This is a genomic window from Faecalibacterium tardum, from assembly GCF_040096515.1.
In the GTDB taxonomy this organism is placed as follows: Bacteria; Bacillota; Clostridia; order Oscillospirales; family Ruminococcaceae; genus Faecalibacterium; species Faecalibacterium tardum.
Genome location: NZ_JBBMEO010000002.1, coordinates 57283 through 71355 on the forward strand (window position 1 = coordinate 57283; position 14073 = coordinate 71355).

The window sequence follows — 14073 nt, forward strand, 5'->3', positions numbered from 1 at the left end:
TTTTTCTTTTTCAAAGCCCGGGTGTATCATAAAATCAAGAAAGGCTGGTGGCTAAGCTATGGAAAAACAGCAGCAGTCTGCCCCCGCAGTGCGCGGGCAGGGCATACTGGAATGGTACGAAGCGCTTATCTCCGCAGCGCTGGTACTGGTTCTGATCTTTTCGTTTTTCTTCCGCATCATTCAGGTGGATGGGCGTTCTATGGTGCCCACCCTGACCCACGGCGATAAGCTTATCGTCTGGGCGGCAGGCTACACCCCGCAGCGGGGCGATGTGGTCATCGTGGACAGCTACACCGTCTATGGTAAACCGCTGGTCAAGCGGATCATCGCCAAGGGCGGCGACACCATCAGCATTGATTACGACGCCGGTACAGTCACGGTGAACGGCGAGCTTTTGCAGGAGGACTACATTGCAGCGCCTACCTATCTGGGCTACGATGTGCAGTTCCCGTTCACGGTGCCTGAGGGCACTCTGTTTGTGATGGGGGACAACCGCAACGAATCGCTGGACAGCCGCTCCTCTTATGTCGGCTGCATTGACGAGCGTGATATTCTGGGCAAGGTACTGTTGTGCTTTATGCCCTTTACAGATTTTGGGGTGGTAAAATGAACGAAATGGATACCCGGTTTGCAAACCAATACAATATTCAGTGGTTCCCGGGCCACATGACCAAGACCCTGCGTATGATGGAGCAGGAGATTCAGCACGTTGATGCCAGCCTTGTGCTGCTGGACGCGCGCATCCCGCTTTCCAGCCTGAACCCGGAGATCGAGCGCATCACCGACCGCAAGCCCAAGCTCTACGCGCTGAACAAGGCCGACCTTGCCGACCCGGCAGTGACCGAGGAGTGGATTCGCTACTTCCACGCCGCAGATGCCGGCTGCGTGGCCATCAGCGCCAAGCAGAAGGGCGGCGCAAACGCCGTGAAGGTGGCTATTGAAAAGGAGCTTTCCGGTCTGCTGGAGCGCCGCCAGAATCGCGGCATGGGCGGTGCCAAAACGCAGGTAATGCTGTGCGGCATCCCCAACGTGGGCAAATCCACCTTTATCAACACCTTTGCAGGCTCTGCCCGCGCCAAGGCGGCAGACCGCCCCGGCGTGACCAAGGGCAAGCAGTGGGTCAGTACCGAAAAATTCGATCTGCTGGATATGCCCGGCGTGCTGTGGAAAAAGTTCGATTCCAAGACCATCGCCTCTAATCTGGCCTTTATCGGCTCCATCAAGGACGACATTCTGGATGTGGAAGAGCTGGCCATGAACCTGCTGGACGAGGTGCGCCGCAACTATCCCGACCTTGTGGCACAGCGCTACAAGCTGGATGCCGAAACGCTGGCGCTGCCGCCCTATGAGCTGCTGGAGGCCATCGGCCGCAAGCGTGGGCTGCTGGTGCGCGGCGGCGAGGTGAACACCGAGCGCTGCGCCATCATGCTGGTGGACGAGTTCCGCGCCTGCAAGTGGGGGCGCATCTCTTTGGAACGTCCGCCGCAGCGGGATGATCTGGCCGACTTTGCCGAGGAGAACGAGGAATGAAGCGCCGCTCGGATGAGGAGATCTCGGCTCCGCTGTACGCCTTTGATGCCGAGGTGCGCAGCCAGTACGGCTGCTTTGCCGGTGTGGACGAGGCCGGGCGCGGCCCGCTTTGCGGCCCTGTGTGCGTAGCGGCCTGTATTCTGGACCCGGAAAAACCGGTGTACGGCATCAACGATTCCAAAAAGCTGACCGAGAAAAAGCGCGAAGCACTGTTTGACGAGATCTGCGAAAAAGCGCTGGCCTACCGCATCATCTTTGTGGGGCCGGAGGTCATCGACCGGGAAAATATTCTGCACGCCACCATGGGCGGGATGCAGCAGGCGGTGGAAGAACTGGACATTGTGCCCAATCTGGTGCTGGTGGACGGCAACCGCACCCCCGCAGGCTTGCAGATCCCGGCACAGCCGGTGGTCAAGGGCGATGCCACCAGCGCCAGCATCGGCGCGGCCTCGGTGCTGGCCAAGGTCAGCCGTGACCGCTATATGCTGGAGCTGGACAAGCAGTACCCGCAGTATCAGCTGGCAAAGCACAAGGGCTACCCCACAAAGCTGCATTACGAGCTGATCGCGCAGTACGGCATCCAGCCGTTCTACCGCCGCAGCTTCCTTAAAAAGCAGGGCTACTGGCCGGAGAGCGGCAAATGAACCGCGCCGAGACCGGCCGCAGGGGAGAAGCTGCCGCTGCCCGCTGGTATCAGAAGCAGGGCGCGCAGCTGCTGGCGCATAACTATCATACCCGCATGGGAGAGCTGGATCTTGTGCTGCGGGAGCCGGACGGCACCATCGTCATCTGCGAGGTAAAGACCCGCAGCCAAGGAATGCTGCAACGACCCGCTGCCGCCGTAGACCCGGCCAAGCAGCACCGGCTGATCTGCGCTGCGCAAAAGTATTTGCAGCAGACCGGCCAAAGCGAAGAACCGGTGCGTTTTGACGTTGCAGAGGTAGTTCCTCTTGACAGCGGGCGCTGGATGGTACATATTATAAAGGGTGCCTTTCTCTGCGAACCTTAGGCAGAAACCGTGGCACCGGTGGGAAGTATGCGGCAGAACGATGGTTTTGCCGTACAACCGGGAACGTGCCCGGCACGTTCCGTGGCGAAAAGGAGCGATGACCATGCAGTTTTTCAGTACCAGAGATCAGAACCGCAAAGTAACTTCTTCTCAGGCAATCGCGCAGGGGCTGTCCGATGAGGGCGGTCTGTTTGTGCCGGAAAGTTTTCCGCAGGTGGATGTAAAAGCCCTGTGCGGGCTGGATTACCCCGCGCTGGCAGCAGCCGTTGTGCGGGAGTACCTGACCGATTACGACCCCGCCTTCCTGACCGAGGCCACCCGCAGCACCTACGGCACTGCTTTCGGCGGCAAGGCAGGCTATCTTGCCCCGGTGGAAGGGGACACCTATGCCCTTGAGCTGTGGCACGGCCCTACCTGTGCCTTTAAAGATTACGCCCTGCAGCTGATGCCCAAGCTGCTGGTTGAGGCCAAAAAGAATCTGGGCCGCACTGAAAAAACTCTGATCCTTGTGGCTACCAGCGGCGATACCGGCAAGGCAGCACTGGACGGCTACCATGATATCCCCGGTGTGGAGATCGCCGTGTTCTACCCCACCGGCGGCACCAGCGAGATCCAGCGTTTGCAGATGGCAACGCAGGAGGGCGCTAATGTGGCGGTTTATGCCGTGCGCGGCAACTTTGACGATGCTCAGACCGGCGTAAAGAAGGTGTTCGGCGATAAGGCCATCGCTGCCGAACTGGAAAAGCGCAACATCCGTCTTTCCAGCGCCAACTCCATCAACTGGGGCCGTCTTGTGCCGCAGATCGTCTACTACTTTGCCGCCTATGCCCAGCTGCTCAAGGCCGGCAAGATCACCTTCGGCGACGAGGTGGACTTCTGCGTGCCCACCGGCAACTTTGGCGATATCCTCGCCGGTTATTACGCAAAGCAGATGGGTCTGCCCGTGGGCAAGCTGGTCTGCGCCTCCAACGAGAACAACGTGCTGACCGACTTTCTCACCACCGGAACCTACACCGCAAAGCGGGAGTTCTTCAAGACCACTTCGCCCAGCATGGACATTCTGGTGTCCTCTAATCTGGAGCGCCTGCTGTACCATGTGACCGGCAGCGATGCCGAGGTGGCGGGCTTTATGCAGCAGCTGGCTGCTGCCGGCAGCTACACCGTCCGTCCCGAGACGCTGGCCGCCATTCAGGAGACCTTTTCCTGCGGCTGGAGCAGCGAGGACGAGGTGGCAGAGGAGATCCGTTCCCGCTACGAAAAGGACGGCTATCTGTGCGATACCCACACCGCTGTGGCTTTCCATGTGGCTGCACAGAAAAAGCGGCAGGGCGTGCCCATGGTGGTGCTTTCCACCGCATCGCCCTTCAAGTTCCCCCGCAGCGTGCTGAGTGCACTGGGCAAAGCTGCTCCGGAAAACGATTTTGAAGCCATGCAGCAGCTGGAGGCTGCCACCGGCCACGCCGCACCGGCAAGCCTTGCCGCTCTGCGCAGCAAGCCGGAGCGCTTTGATACCGTCATTGCCCCGGCACAGATCGCCGAGGTGGCGCTGGGCTATCAGGCATAAGCTTCTGCGGACAGACAGAACAGGAGTAAACAGACTATGGCACTTTTTGTGCTTGGCGACCCCCATCTTTCTCTGGGCGCATCCAAGCCGATGGATATTTTTCCCGGCTGGAACGATTATGTGGACAGGCTGGAGAAAAACTGGCGCAAGCTCATCACCCCGCAGGATACCATCGTGCTGGCGGGGGATATCAGCTGGGCTATGCGCCTGACCGATACCCGCAAGGACTTTGCCTTTTTGCAGCAGCTGCCCGGGCAGAAGATCATCATGAAGGGTAACCACGATTACTGGTGGTCCACCGCCAACAAGATGAACGCCTACCTCAAGGCCGAGGGCTTCGATACCCTGCATATCCTGCATAACAATTCGTACAGCGTGGAAGGGTACGCCATCTGCGGCACCCGCGGCTGGCTGTTCGATGTGGGCGAGCCCCACGACGAAAAGGTGATGAACCGCGAGATCGGCCGTCTGCGCATGAGTTTGCAGGCTGCGGAGCCCGGGCTGGAAAAGCTGGTGTTCCTGCACTACCCGCCGGTCTACACCGGTACCAGCGCCCCGGAGATCGTGGCCACCCTGAAGGAGTACGGCATCAAGACCTGCTTCTACGGGCATCTGCACGGCAACGCCATCCGGTTTGCCGTACAGGGCGAGGTGGACGGCATCCGGTACAAGCTGGTAAGTGCCGACGGCCTGCGTTTTTGCCCCTACCGCATCAATTAACGGCGGTATAAAAGGGCAAAAACGACAAAATTTAAAAATTTGGTATGGCAATTGTGTCCAGAGCGTGCTATAATAAGTTTTGACGCGATTGTTGCACCCAATTGAGCGCGCGCGTCCCCGCATTCCGTGTGCATACAGCAAGGGCGTGGTGCGCGGTTGCCCTGGGCAAAAACTTCCTGCCCTGAGCAATAGAATATTTGAGTGGAGGATAAACAAATGAATCTCATCAAGTGTGAAAAGCTCGAGAAGAGCATGGCAGAACTGCAGTTCTCCATCGATGCAGAGGCCTTCAAGAAGGCTGTTGCCGATGTTTTCAAAAAAGAGGGCAAGAAGTACCCTGTGCAGGGCTTCCGCAAGGGTAAGGCTCCCAAGGCTCTGATCGAGAAGATGTACGGCGCAGACGTCTTTACCTACGACGCCATCAACGAGCTGTTCCCGGAGGCTTTCGAGGCTGCCGTTAAGGAAGCCGGTGTGGAGCCCGTGGGCCGTCCTGAGGTCACCGTGGATTCTGCCAGCGAGGCAGAGGGCGCTACCCTGACCGTTAAGGTCGCCGTGAAGCCCGAGGTCAAGGTTGGCAGCTACAACGGTCTGACCGTGGAAAAGACTGTCCATACTGTTACCGACGAGGCTGTGGACGCTGAGCTGAAGCGTGTGCAGGAGCGCAACGCCCGTGAGCTGACCCGTGAGGGTGCTGCTCAGAATGGCGATATCGCTGATATCGACTTCGAGGGCTTTGTGGACGGTGTCGCATTCGAGGGCGGCAAGGCTGAGCACTACAACCTGACTCTGGGCAGCGGCAGCTTCATCCCCGGCTTCGAGGAGCAGGTCGTTGGCCACTCCGCCGGCGAGGAGTTCGACGTGAACGTCACCTTCCCCACCGAGTATCAGGCTGCTGAGCTGGCCGGCAAGGCAGCTGTCTTTAAGATCAAGCTGCACGAGGTCAAGTACAAGGAGCTGCCCGCTCTGGATGACGAGCTGGCAAAGGACTGCTCCGAGTACGACACTCTGGACGAGTTCAAGGCTTCCATCCGCAAGAACAACCAGGAGCAGTTGGACAAGCAGGACGATCTGGCCGTCGAGAATGCTCTGGTCGATCAGGTCATCGAGAGCATGGAGGGCGAGATCCCTCAGGCTATGTACGATGTCCGCATGGACGAGATGGTCAACGACTTTGCTTTCCGTGTGGAGCAGCAGGGTCTGCGTCTGGAGGACTACCTGAAGTATATGGGTCAGTCCATGGAGCAGTTCCGTGCCGCTTTCATGCCGCAGGCTGAGAAGCAGGTCAAGATCGGTCTGGCTCTGGAGGCTGTTGCCGCTGCTGAGCACATCGAGGCTTCCGAGGACGAGATCAATGCTGAGATCAAACGCATTGCTGACCAGTACAAGATGGAAGAGGACAAGGTTCGTGAGCTGGTCAACGTTGAGGATCTGAAGCAGGATCTGGCTCGCACCAAGGCCATCGACTTCATCAAGAGCCACGCTAACATCGTGGAGAAGCCCGCAGAGGCTGAGAAGGCTGCTGACGCTGAGTAATCAGTGCCGGGCCCTGTAAAGCGCCGCAGGCGTTTTATCAAAGGTTGTTAAAATTGACCGGTACGGCTGAACTTTACAGGGAACCCGTATCGGTCAATTTTGCCAATAAACTTAAACCATTTTCAGGAGGCGAACTTTATGAGTTTTGTTCCTTACGTTGTCGAGCAGTCGGCGCACGGAGAGCGTTCCTATGATATTTTCTCTCGTCTGCTGAACGATCGCATCATCGTGCTGAGCGAAGATGTCAACGATACCACCGCAAGCCTTGTGGTGGCGCAGCTGCTGTATCTGGAAGGGCAGGACCCGGATAAGGACATCAGCCTGTATATCAACAGCCCCGGCGGTTCCATCAGCGCCGGTATGGCCATCCACGACACCATGCAGTATATCAAGTGCGATGTTTCCACCATCTGCATGGGCATGGCTGCCTCTATGGGCGCATTTCTGCTGGCAAGCGGCACCAAGGGCAAGCGCTTTGCGCTGCCCAACGCCGAAATCATGATCCACCAGCCGCTGATCGGCGGTCAGGGCGGCGGCCTTTCCGGCCAGACCACGGATATCAAGATCCATGCCGAGCACATGGTCTATATCCGCGATAAGATGAACCGGATGCTCAGCGAGTACACCGGCCAGCCGCTGGAAAAGATCCAGCAGGACACCGAGCGCGACAACTACCTTACCGCGCAGCAGGCAAAGGAATACGGCCTGATCGATGAGGTCATTGCCCACCGGTAAACCGCTATAATCTATCCAGGATAAGGAAAAACAGCTATGGCAAATAACAATTCCGGCAAAAACGAAAAGGATCTGGTTTGCAGCTTTTGCGGCAAGCATCAGGACGAAGTGGAGCGCATGATCATTGGCCCCGGGGTCAATATCTGCAGCGAGTGCATCGGCCTGTGCCACGATCTGCTCTCTGACAAGCCGGATCAGCCCAAAAGCGCCCGTCCGGCTCGTGGCAGCGCAAGCCGCGCCCATGTCCAGCCCGCTGCCGCAGATCTGGATATCAACATCATGACCCCGGCCGAGATCAAGGAAGGTCTGGATCAGTATGTCATCGGTCAGGACGAGGCAAAGCGTGTGCTGTCCGTTTCAGTCTACAACCACTATAAGCGCATCCTCAGCGGCAAGGGCGGCGACGTGGAGCTGCAAAAGTCCAACGTGCTGCTGCTGGGTCCCTCCGGCGTGGGCAAGACCCTGCTGGCCCAGACGCTGGCCAAGATGCTGGGCGTGCCCTTCGCCATTGCGGATGCCACCACCCTTACCGAGGCCGGTTATGTGGGCGAGGACGTGGAGAACATTCTGCTCAAGCTGATCCAGGCGGCAGATTTTGATGTGCAGAAGGCACAGATCGGCATCATCTACATTGATGAGATCGACAAGATCACCCGCAAGAGCGAAAACCCCTCCATCACCCGCGATGTGGGCGGCGAGGGCGTACAGCAGGCACTGCTGAAGATCTTGGAGGGCACTGTCAGCAACGTACCGCCGCAGGGCGGCCGCAAGCACCCGCAGCAGGAGTTCATCCAGATCGACACCACCAACATCCTGTTCATCTGCGGCGGTGCCTTTGATGGTCTGGATAAGTATATCCTGCGCCGCACCGATAAGTCCGCGCTGGGCTTCGGCAGCGCGCTGAAGGATAACTCCACCGAGGCTGAGCGTGCATTGCTGCGTAAGGTAGAGCCCCACGATCTGGTCAAGTTCGGCCTGATCCCGGAACTGATCGGCCGTCTGCCGGTCATCACCGTGTTGGACGATCTGGACGAGGATGCACTGGTGCGCGTGCTCAAGGAGCCCCGCAACAGTCTGGTCAAGCAGTATAAAGAGCTGCTGGGCATGGATAACGTGGAGCTTACCTTCACGGACGAAGCCCTGCACGCCATTGCCCGCAAGACCATCGAGCGCAAGACCGGTGCCCGCGGTCTGCGCAGCGTGATGGAAAGCATCCTGCTGCCTATCATGTACGAGGTGCCCAGCGATGCCACCATCATCCGCGTGACCGTGGATGAGGACACCGTGGAGGGCGGCGAGGCACATCTGGAATACGGTGCCGTGCGCAAACGCTATAAAAATCAGGCCGCTCTCAGCTGACGGCATCGCCGCACAGCAGGGGAGTGTACCTGCCTAAAAGCCCTGTTTCGAAAGCTTTTTGCTTTTGGCAGGGCTTTTTGCTTTCAAATTCTTGTTTCTGACAGGAAAATGTACTATAATAATAAGGTATGGATCGTGCGGCGTGTGTTCTCTGGCAGGGGCATACCGCAAAAGACGAGCCATAGAATTGGGTAATTGGAAGTACTATAAAGGAGTGTGTATTCAATGGCAAATTATCACGAGATGGATCGCGCTGCGCTGACCGCTGAAAAGGCAGCGCTGGAACAGGCTTATAAACAGTTTCAGGCAAAGGGTCTGAAGCTGAACATGGCACGCGGCAAGCCCGGCCCCCACCAGATGGATCTGGCAATGGACCTGCTGAAGATGACCGACTACACCACGGATGCAGGCACCGACGCCCGCAACTACGGCGAGCTGGAGGGTCTGAGCGAGGCACGCGCCCTGTTTGCAGATGTGTTCGGCGTAAAGCCCAACGAGGTATTCGTGGGCGGCAACTCCAGCCTGCAGCTGATGTATAACCTCATCAATATCGGTTATGTGTTCGGCTTCCCGGAGTCTCCCTGTCCTTGGTCTCAGGTGGAGAAGCGCAAGTTCCTCTGCCCGGTGCCCGGCTATGACCGTCACTTTGCTATCACCGAGGAGTTCGGCTTTGAGCTCGTCAGCGTGCCCATGACCCCCAACGGCCCCGATATGGACGTTGTGGAAAAGCTGGTAGCTGAGGACGATACCATCAAGGGTATCTGGTGCGTGCCGCAGTACTCCAACCCCGATGGCTACACCTACAGCGATGAGACCATCGAGCGCTTTGCAAAGATGAAGACCGCCGCCCCGGATTTCAAGATCTTCTGGGATGAGGCCTACATCGTCCACCACCTGACCGAGGAGATCATCGAGACCCCCGTTCTGCTGAACGTGAGCAAGAAGTACGGCACGCAGGATCGCGTGTTTATGTTCACTTCCACCAGCAAGATCACCTTCCCGGGTGCCGGTGTTTCTGCCATTGCATGCAGCGACAACAGCATGAAGTATATGTGCAAGCGCTTTTCAGTGATGATCATCAGCTACGATAAGATGAACCAGCTGCGCCACGTCCGCTTCCTGAAGAACAAGGAGGGCGTTCTGGCACACATGGCAAAGCACCGCCGCCGTCTGGTGCCCTGCTTCGATGCCGTCAAGACCGCCTTTGCCGCCAACCTCACCCCCTGCGGCGATATTGCCCACTGGACCAACCCCAAGGGCGGCTACTTCATCAGCCTGTATGTCATGCCCGGCTGCGCCAAGCGCGTGGCAGAACTGTGCAAGGATGCAGGTTTGGTGCTGACCGGTGCAGGCTCTGCCTATCCGTACCACAAGGACCCGCAGGACTCTCATCTGCGCATCGCCCCCACTTACCCCAGTCTGGACGAGGTGGAGACCGCTTCCGAGCTGCTGTGCGTCTGCGTGCGTCTGGCCGTTGTGGAAAAGCTGCTGGCTGATATGGCCTAAGGCTTGAAATAATTTGTATATTCTCCTCTGCGGGGCTCTTTGCAGGGCTGGCAGGGGAGTTTTATCACAGAAAGGTCGGCACGACGGCTACTCTGTGAGGAGAGGAACCGTCGGCAAAACTTGCGGTTCACAACAAAAACGGCTGCGGCTGCACAGCCGCCGCTTTTGGAGGTTCCCGACTTATGAAAACAAAAGGCAAAGCATGGCAGCTGGTCGTTACCGCGCTGCTGATCGTTGTGTTTGTCTACACCGCCTTTTTTGGCGTGGCGGCAAAATACGGCGATGTGACCACCACCTACATCAAGGGTGCAAAGGATATCCGCTTTGGTGTGGATATCAAGGGCGGCGTCAACGTCACTTTTGTGCCCTCAGATGGCTACGATGCCACGGACGAGCAGCTGGATGCCGCCCGGCTGGTCATTGAGAACCGTCTGGTCGCCCTGAATGTGACCGACTACGAGCTGTATGTGGACAATAACTCCGACAGCCTGATTCTGGAGTTCCCGTGGCAGTCCGGCGAGACGGATTTTGACCCCGAGTCTGCCATTCAGGAGATCGGCACCACTGCCTATCTGACCTTCCGTGAGGGAGCCAGCAAGGACGGCGAGCTGATTTTAGACGGCTCCATGGTCGAAAGCGCTTCGGCGCAGTACGGCGCTGTGAGCAACGGCGGCAGCTCTGAGTATTACGTTGCCCTCAAGTTCACCACCGAGGGTGCCAAGGCCTTTGGCGATGCTACCACCAAGCTGGCTGCCGATAAGGGCAGCATCAGCATCTGGCTGGATGATGAGAACGTGAGCACCGCCACCGTCAACACCGCTATCACCGACGGACAGGCCATCATCACCAGCTCGGCGTCCAATCCCTTTACGCAAGATGCCGTGGTCAAGATGGCACGCCAGATCAACTCCGGTGCACTGCCCTTTGCTTTGAGCGTGGACAGCTACTCCACCGTAAGCCCCAGTCTGGGCGAAAACAGCCTTGGTGCCATGGTGCTGGCCGGCCTGATCGCTTTTGCCCTCATCGTGGTGTTCATGACGATACTGTACCGTCTGCCGGGCTTTCTGGCCTGCATCGCGCTGGCCGGTCAGGTGGCTGCTACGCTGGCCTTTGTGTCCGGCTACTTCCCGGTGTTTGAAAGCTTTACCCTGACTTTGCCCGGCATCGCAGGTATTATTCTGGCCATCGGCATGGGCGTGGATGCCAACGTCATCACCGCCGAGCGCATCAAGGAGGAGCTGAAAAACGGCAAATCTCTGGACGGCGCACTGAAGAGCGGCTTTGCCCGCGGCCTGACCCCTATCATTGACGGCAATGTGACCATCGTCATCGTGGCTATCGTGCTCATGGGTGCCTTCGGCCCCTCGGATGGCCTGTTTGCCAAGGCACTGCACTTTGTATTCTTCGCCTTCGGACCCTCTACCGCTGGTACCATCTACGCCTTTGGCTATACGCTGCTTACCGGCGTGCTGCTGAACTTCGTGTTTGGCGTATTCGCTACCCGTGTCATGATCCGCGGCGCAGCTGCCATCAAGGCACTGCGCAATCCGTGGCTGTACGGTGCTGCAAAGCCCGGGCAGGAAAAGGCTGAAAAGAAGCCGGTGGATTTCGTATCCCTGCGCAAAAAGTTCCTGACCTTCTCCGCCTGCCTGATGGCAGTCATTCTGCTGTGCGCCGCAGTGTTCGGTGTGCATCTGGATACTGAGTTCACCGGCGGTGCTATGATTACCCTGTCCTACGAGGGCAGCTTTGACCAAGCCGCTGTGCAAAAGACCGCTGCTGCGGCGCTGGAAAACACCGGCCTGACCCTGCAGACCGGCGAGAACGTGGCCACCGGTGACCAGACTTTAAAGATCTCCATGCCCGGTACCGAGACCGTGACCACCGAGCAGGTGGAGAACCTGCTGGATTCCTTGAATGAGAACTACCCGGACAACCAGTTTGCCCAGCTGTCCCTGAGCAATGTCAGCGCAGCCATGGGCACCAAGTTCCTGCAGAAGAGCTTGGTGGCTGTGGTGTTTGCACTGGTGCTCATTCTGTTGTATATCGCCCTGCGCTTCAAGAACATCGGCGGTCTGACCGGCGGTATGATGGCAGTGCTGGCGCTGGTCAACGACCTGATGGTGGTGTTTGGCACCTTTGTGCTGCTGCGCACCGCACTGGACGGCAATTTTATCGCCGCCATGCTCACCATCCTCGGCTACTCCATCAATGATACCGTTGTGGTGTATGACCGTATCCGCGAAAACCGCACCCTTATGGGCAAAAAGGGCAGCTTTGAGGAACTGGTCAACCAGTCGGTCAACCAGTCTGCCCGCCGCACCCTGATCACCACCATCACCACTGTGATGGCATTGGGCGTCATGTGCATCGTGGCAAAGCTGTATGGTCTGGACAGCATCTTTACCTTTGCGTTCCCGCTGATGATGGGTATGATCAGCGGTGTGTACACCTCTCTGTGCGTTTCCACCTCGGCATGGGTGCTGTGGAGCGAGCGCAGCAAAAAGAAAAACTGAGGCGGAGGAACAAACGATGAAGTGCCCTTATTGCGGTGCGGAGGAATCCAAGGTGATCGACTCCCGCCCGACTGAAGATAACGAGCGCATCCGCCGCCGCCGCGAGTGCCTGAACTGTCACATGCGCTTTACCACCTACGAGGTGGTGGAAACAGTGCCGCTGGTGGTCATCAAAAAGGATAACTCCCGCGAACCCTTTGACCGGCAGAAGCTGTTCAACGCCATGCTGCGCGCCTGTGCCAAGCGTCCTGTCAGCTACGAAACACTGGAACGTGCTGTCAGCAGCATCGAGCAGTCCCTGTTCAGTTCCTACGACCGCGAGATCCCCAGTGTGCGCATCGGCGAGCTGACCATGGAGGAACTGAAAAAGATCGACGAGGTGGCCTATATCCGCTTTGCCTCGGTCTATCGCCAGTTTGCGGATGTGGAAAGTTTCCTTGATGAACTGAAAAAGCTTGTGGGCGACCGCAAGGAAAACCAGTAGACTGTAACTTAAAAAGGACACTGCACGGCGTTTCGTGCAGTGTCCTTTTTTGCTCATCTTAAACCAGCCGCCGGGCAAGCCATTCCAGCCGCTCCACCTCTACCTGTGCGCGGCGCAGTTCGCCCAGCGCCTCCTCTGCGGCTTGCTGCTCAAGGTATCCGTCTGCCGCCCGCAGCGCGGCTTCCAGTTCCGTGTAGTCGGCCGTGCGCAGCAGATGACTCATAGTTTCCCGCATGGTATCGCACAGTTCTGCACCCTCGGCAAGCGCCTGCCGCGCGGTGGTAAAGTCCTTCTGCCGTACAGCCTCAAGGGCACAGTCCAAGTCAGCTGAGATGTCCTGTGCAAAGCCCTGCACCCGTCCGCTGCTGTAAAGAGATACCCCCAGCAGCGCCGCCACGATCAGGATACACGCATAGATCCGCTTCATCGTTTTCCTCCCGGCTGACGGCCTTCCTTTTTTAGCAGAAAATAGTCCTCGGTCTCGTTGCCGATAAGCAGCAGAATCTCCTGCGGCAGAACGGTGTTTGCCGTGGCGGTGCGTTCCAGCCACGCACGGTCTTTGCCGCACCAGCGCAGATTATCCTCCAATATCTGCCCGTCCAGCACAAAAGGGATGGTGGCTTGTGTCTGCTGCACCTTCAGCTGCAAGTCGGCTAGGGTAGCTGCTTCCTGCTCCGGGCGTAGCGCCGCCGACAGCGTGCCGTTTGTTTCAATTACGGCGTAGGACACCCTGCGCGGGTCAAAGATATCCTTGCCGCGCAGCGCCTCCATCAGGTCAGCGGTGGTCAGCCGCAGCATCCGCAAAGCGTTTTGATCGATCTTTCCGTCCAGAATCACCGTTTTGGGACGCCCGGAAAGAAAATTGAAGAATTTCTGGCTGCGGAAGCTCACTACTGAACCCAGCAGCTCCAGCGCCGCAATAAGAAACAGCGGGATCAGACTGGCGGTGATGGGGACATCCTCCGATTCAATGGAGATGGACGCCAGATTGGAGATAAGGATGGTGGATACCAGTTCCTCCGGCTGCAGCTCTCCCAGCTGGCGTTTGCCCATCAGCCGCATGGCAAACAAAACGCAGAGATACAGGATAATAGTGCGGCAAAGCAGCAGTTTCATG

Annotated in this window: 14 protein-coding genes; 12 read left to right on the forward strand and 2 right to left on the reverse strand. The window is 58.0% G+C overall.

Features of this window, described 5'->3' with window-relative positions:
* Nucleotides 1–58: 58 nt before the first annotated feature.
* From lepB to nrdR, 12 genes are all read left to right on the forward strand, one after another.
* Nucleotides 59–610, forward strand: coding sequence for a signal peptidase I (gene lepB / locus WMO44_RS02515; protein WP_055184269.1), 552 nt, complete (start codon nucleotides 59–61; stop codon nucleotides 608–610).
* Nucleotides 607–1530, forward strand: a complete 924-nt coding sequence (ylqF, locus tag WMO44_RS02520; protein ID WP_349151638.1) for a ribosome biogenesis GTPase YlqF — start codon at nucleotides 607–609, stop codon at nucleotides 1528–1530. Before lepB ends, ylqF begins: the two co-directional genes overlap by 4 nt.
* Nucleotides 1527–2174, forward strand: coding sequence for a ribonuclease HII (gene rnhB, locus WMO44_RS02525; RefSeq protein WP_349151639.1), 648 nt, complete (start codon nucleotides 1527–1529; stop codon nucleotides 2172–2174). Before ylqF ends, rnhB begins: the two co-directional genes overlap by 4 nt.
* Nucleotides 2171–2539: a YraN family protein gene (locus WMO44_RS02530; protein ID WP_308562739.1), complete on the forward strand. Its 369-nt coding sequence runs from the start codon at nucleotides 2171–2173 to the stop codon at nucleotides 2537–2539. Before rnhB ends, WMO44_RS02530 begins: the two co-directional genes overlap by 4 nt.
* Nucleotides 2540–2636: 97 nt before the next feature.
* Nucleotides 2637–4103 carry a threonine synthase gene (thrC, locus tag WMO44_RS02535; RefSeq protein ID WP_349151640.1) on the forward strand — a complete coding sequence of 489 codons (1467 nt, stop codon included), beginning with the start codon at nucleotides 2637–2639 and terminating at the stop codon, nucleotides 4101–4103.
* A gap of 36 nt (nucleotides 4104–4139) precedes the next feature.
* A complete protein-coding gene (locus WMO44_RS02540) occupies nucleotides 4140–4823 on the forward strand; it encodes a metallophosphoesterase (protein WP_055184279.1) in 684 nt (227 codons plus the stop codon).
* A 216-nt stretch (nucleotides 4824–5039) separates the two neighbouring features.
* Nucleotides 5040–6356, forward strand: a complete 1317-nt coding sequence (tig, locus tag WMO44_RS02545) for a trigger factor (protein WP_349151641.1) — start codon at nucleotides 5040–5042, stop codon at nucleotides 6354–6356.
* A gap of 138 nt (nucleotides 6357–6494) precedes the next feature.
* A complete protein-coding gene (gene clpP / locus WMO44_RS02550) occupies nucleotides 6495–7091 on the forward strand; it encodes an ATP-dependent Clp endopeptidase proteolytic subunit ClpP (RefSeq protein ID WP_015538544.1) in 597 nt (198 codons plus the stop codon).
* A gap of 36 nt (nucleotides 7092–7127) precedes the next feature.
* Nucleotides 7128–8450: an ATP-dependent Clp protease ATP-binding subunit ClpX gene (gene clpX, locus WMO44_RS02555; protein ID WP_055184283.1), complete on the forward strand. Its 1323-nt coding sequence runs from the start codon at nucleotides 7128–7130 to the stop codon at nucleotides 8448–8450.
* A 225-nt stretch (nucleotides 8451–8675) separates the two neighbouring features.
* Entirely contained in the window at nucleotides 8676–9956 is a 1281-nt protein-coding gene (locus tag WMO44_RS02560) for an aspartate aminotransferase type Ic (RefSeq protein ID WP_097780381.1), read from the forward strand.
* Nucleotides 9957–10138: 182 nt separating this feature from the next.
* Nucleotides 10139–12472: a protein translocase subunit SecF gene (gene secF / locus WMO44_RS02565; RefSeq protein WP_349151642.1), complete on the forward strand. Its 2334-nt coding sequence runs from the start codon at nucleotides 10139–10141 to the stop codon at nucleotides 12470–12472.
* 16 nt (nucleotides 12473–12488) lie between these two features.
* A complete protein-coding gene (nrdR, locus tag WMO44_RS02570) occupies nucleotides 12489–12956 on the forward strand; it encodes a transcriptional regulator NrdR (protein WP_112120722.1) in 468 nt (155 codons plus the stop codon).
* Nucleotides 12957–13014: 58 nt separating this feature from the next.
* Here nrdR and WMO44_RS02575 read toward each other — a convergent pair whose 3' ends face one another.
* A complete protein-coding gene (locus WMO44_RS02575) occupies nucleotides 13015–13383 on the reverse strand; it encodes a DUF4363 family protein (protein ID WP_349151643.1) in 369 nt (122 codons plus the stop codon).
* Nucleotides 13380–14072, reverse strand: coding sequence for a DUF421 domain-containing protein (locus WMO44_RS02580; protein WP_349151644.1), 693 nt, complete (start codon nucleotides 14070–14072; stop codon nucleotides 13380–13382). The genes WMO44_RS02575 and WMO44_RS02580 overlap by 4 nt, the downstream gene beginning before the upstream one ends.
* Between the last annotated feature and the right edge of the window lies 1 nt (nucleotide 14073).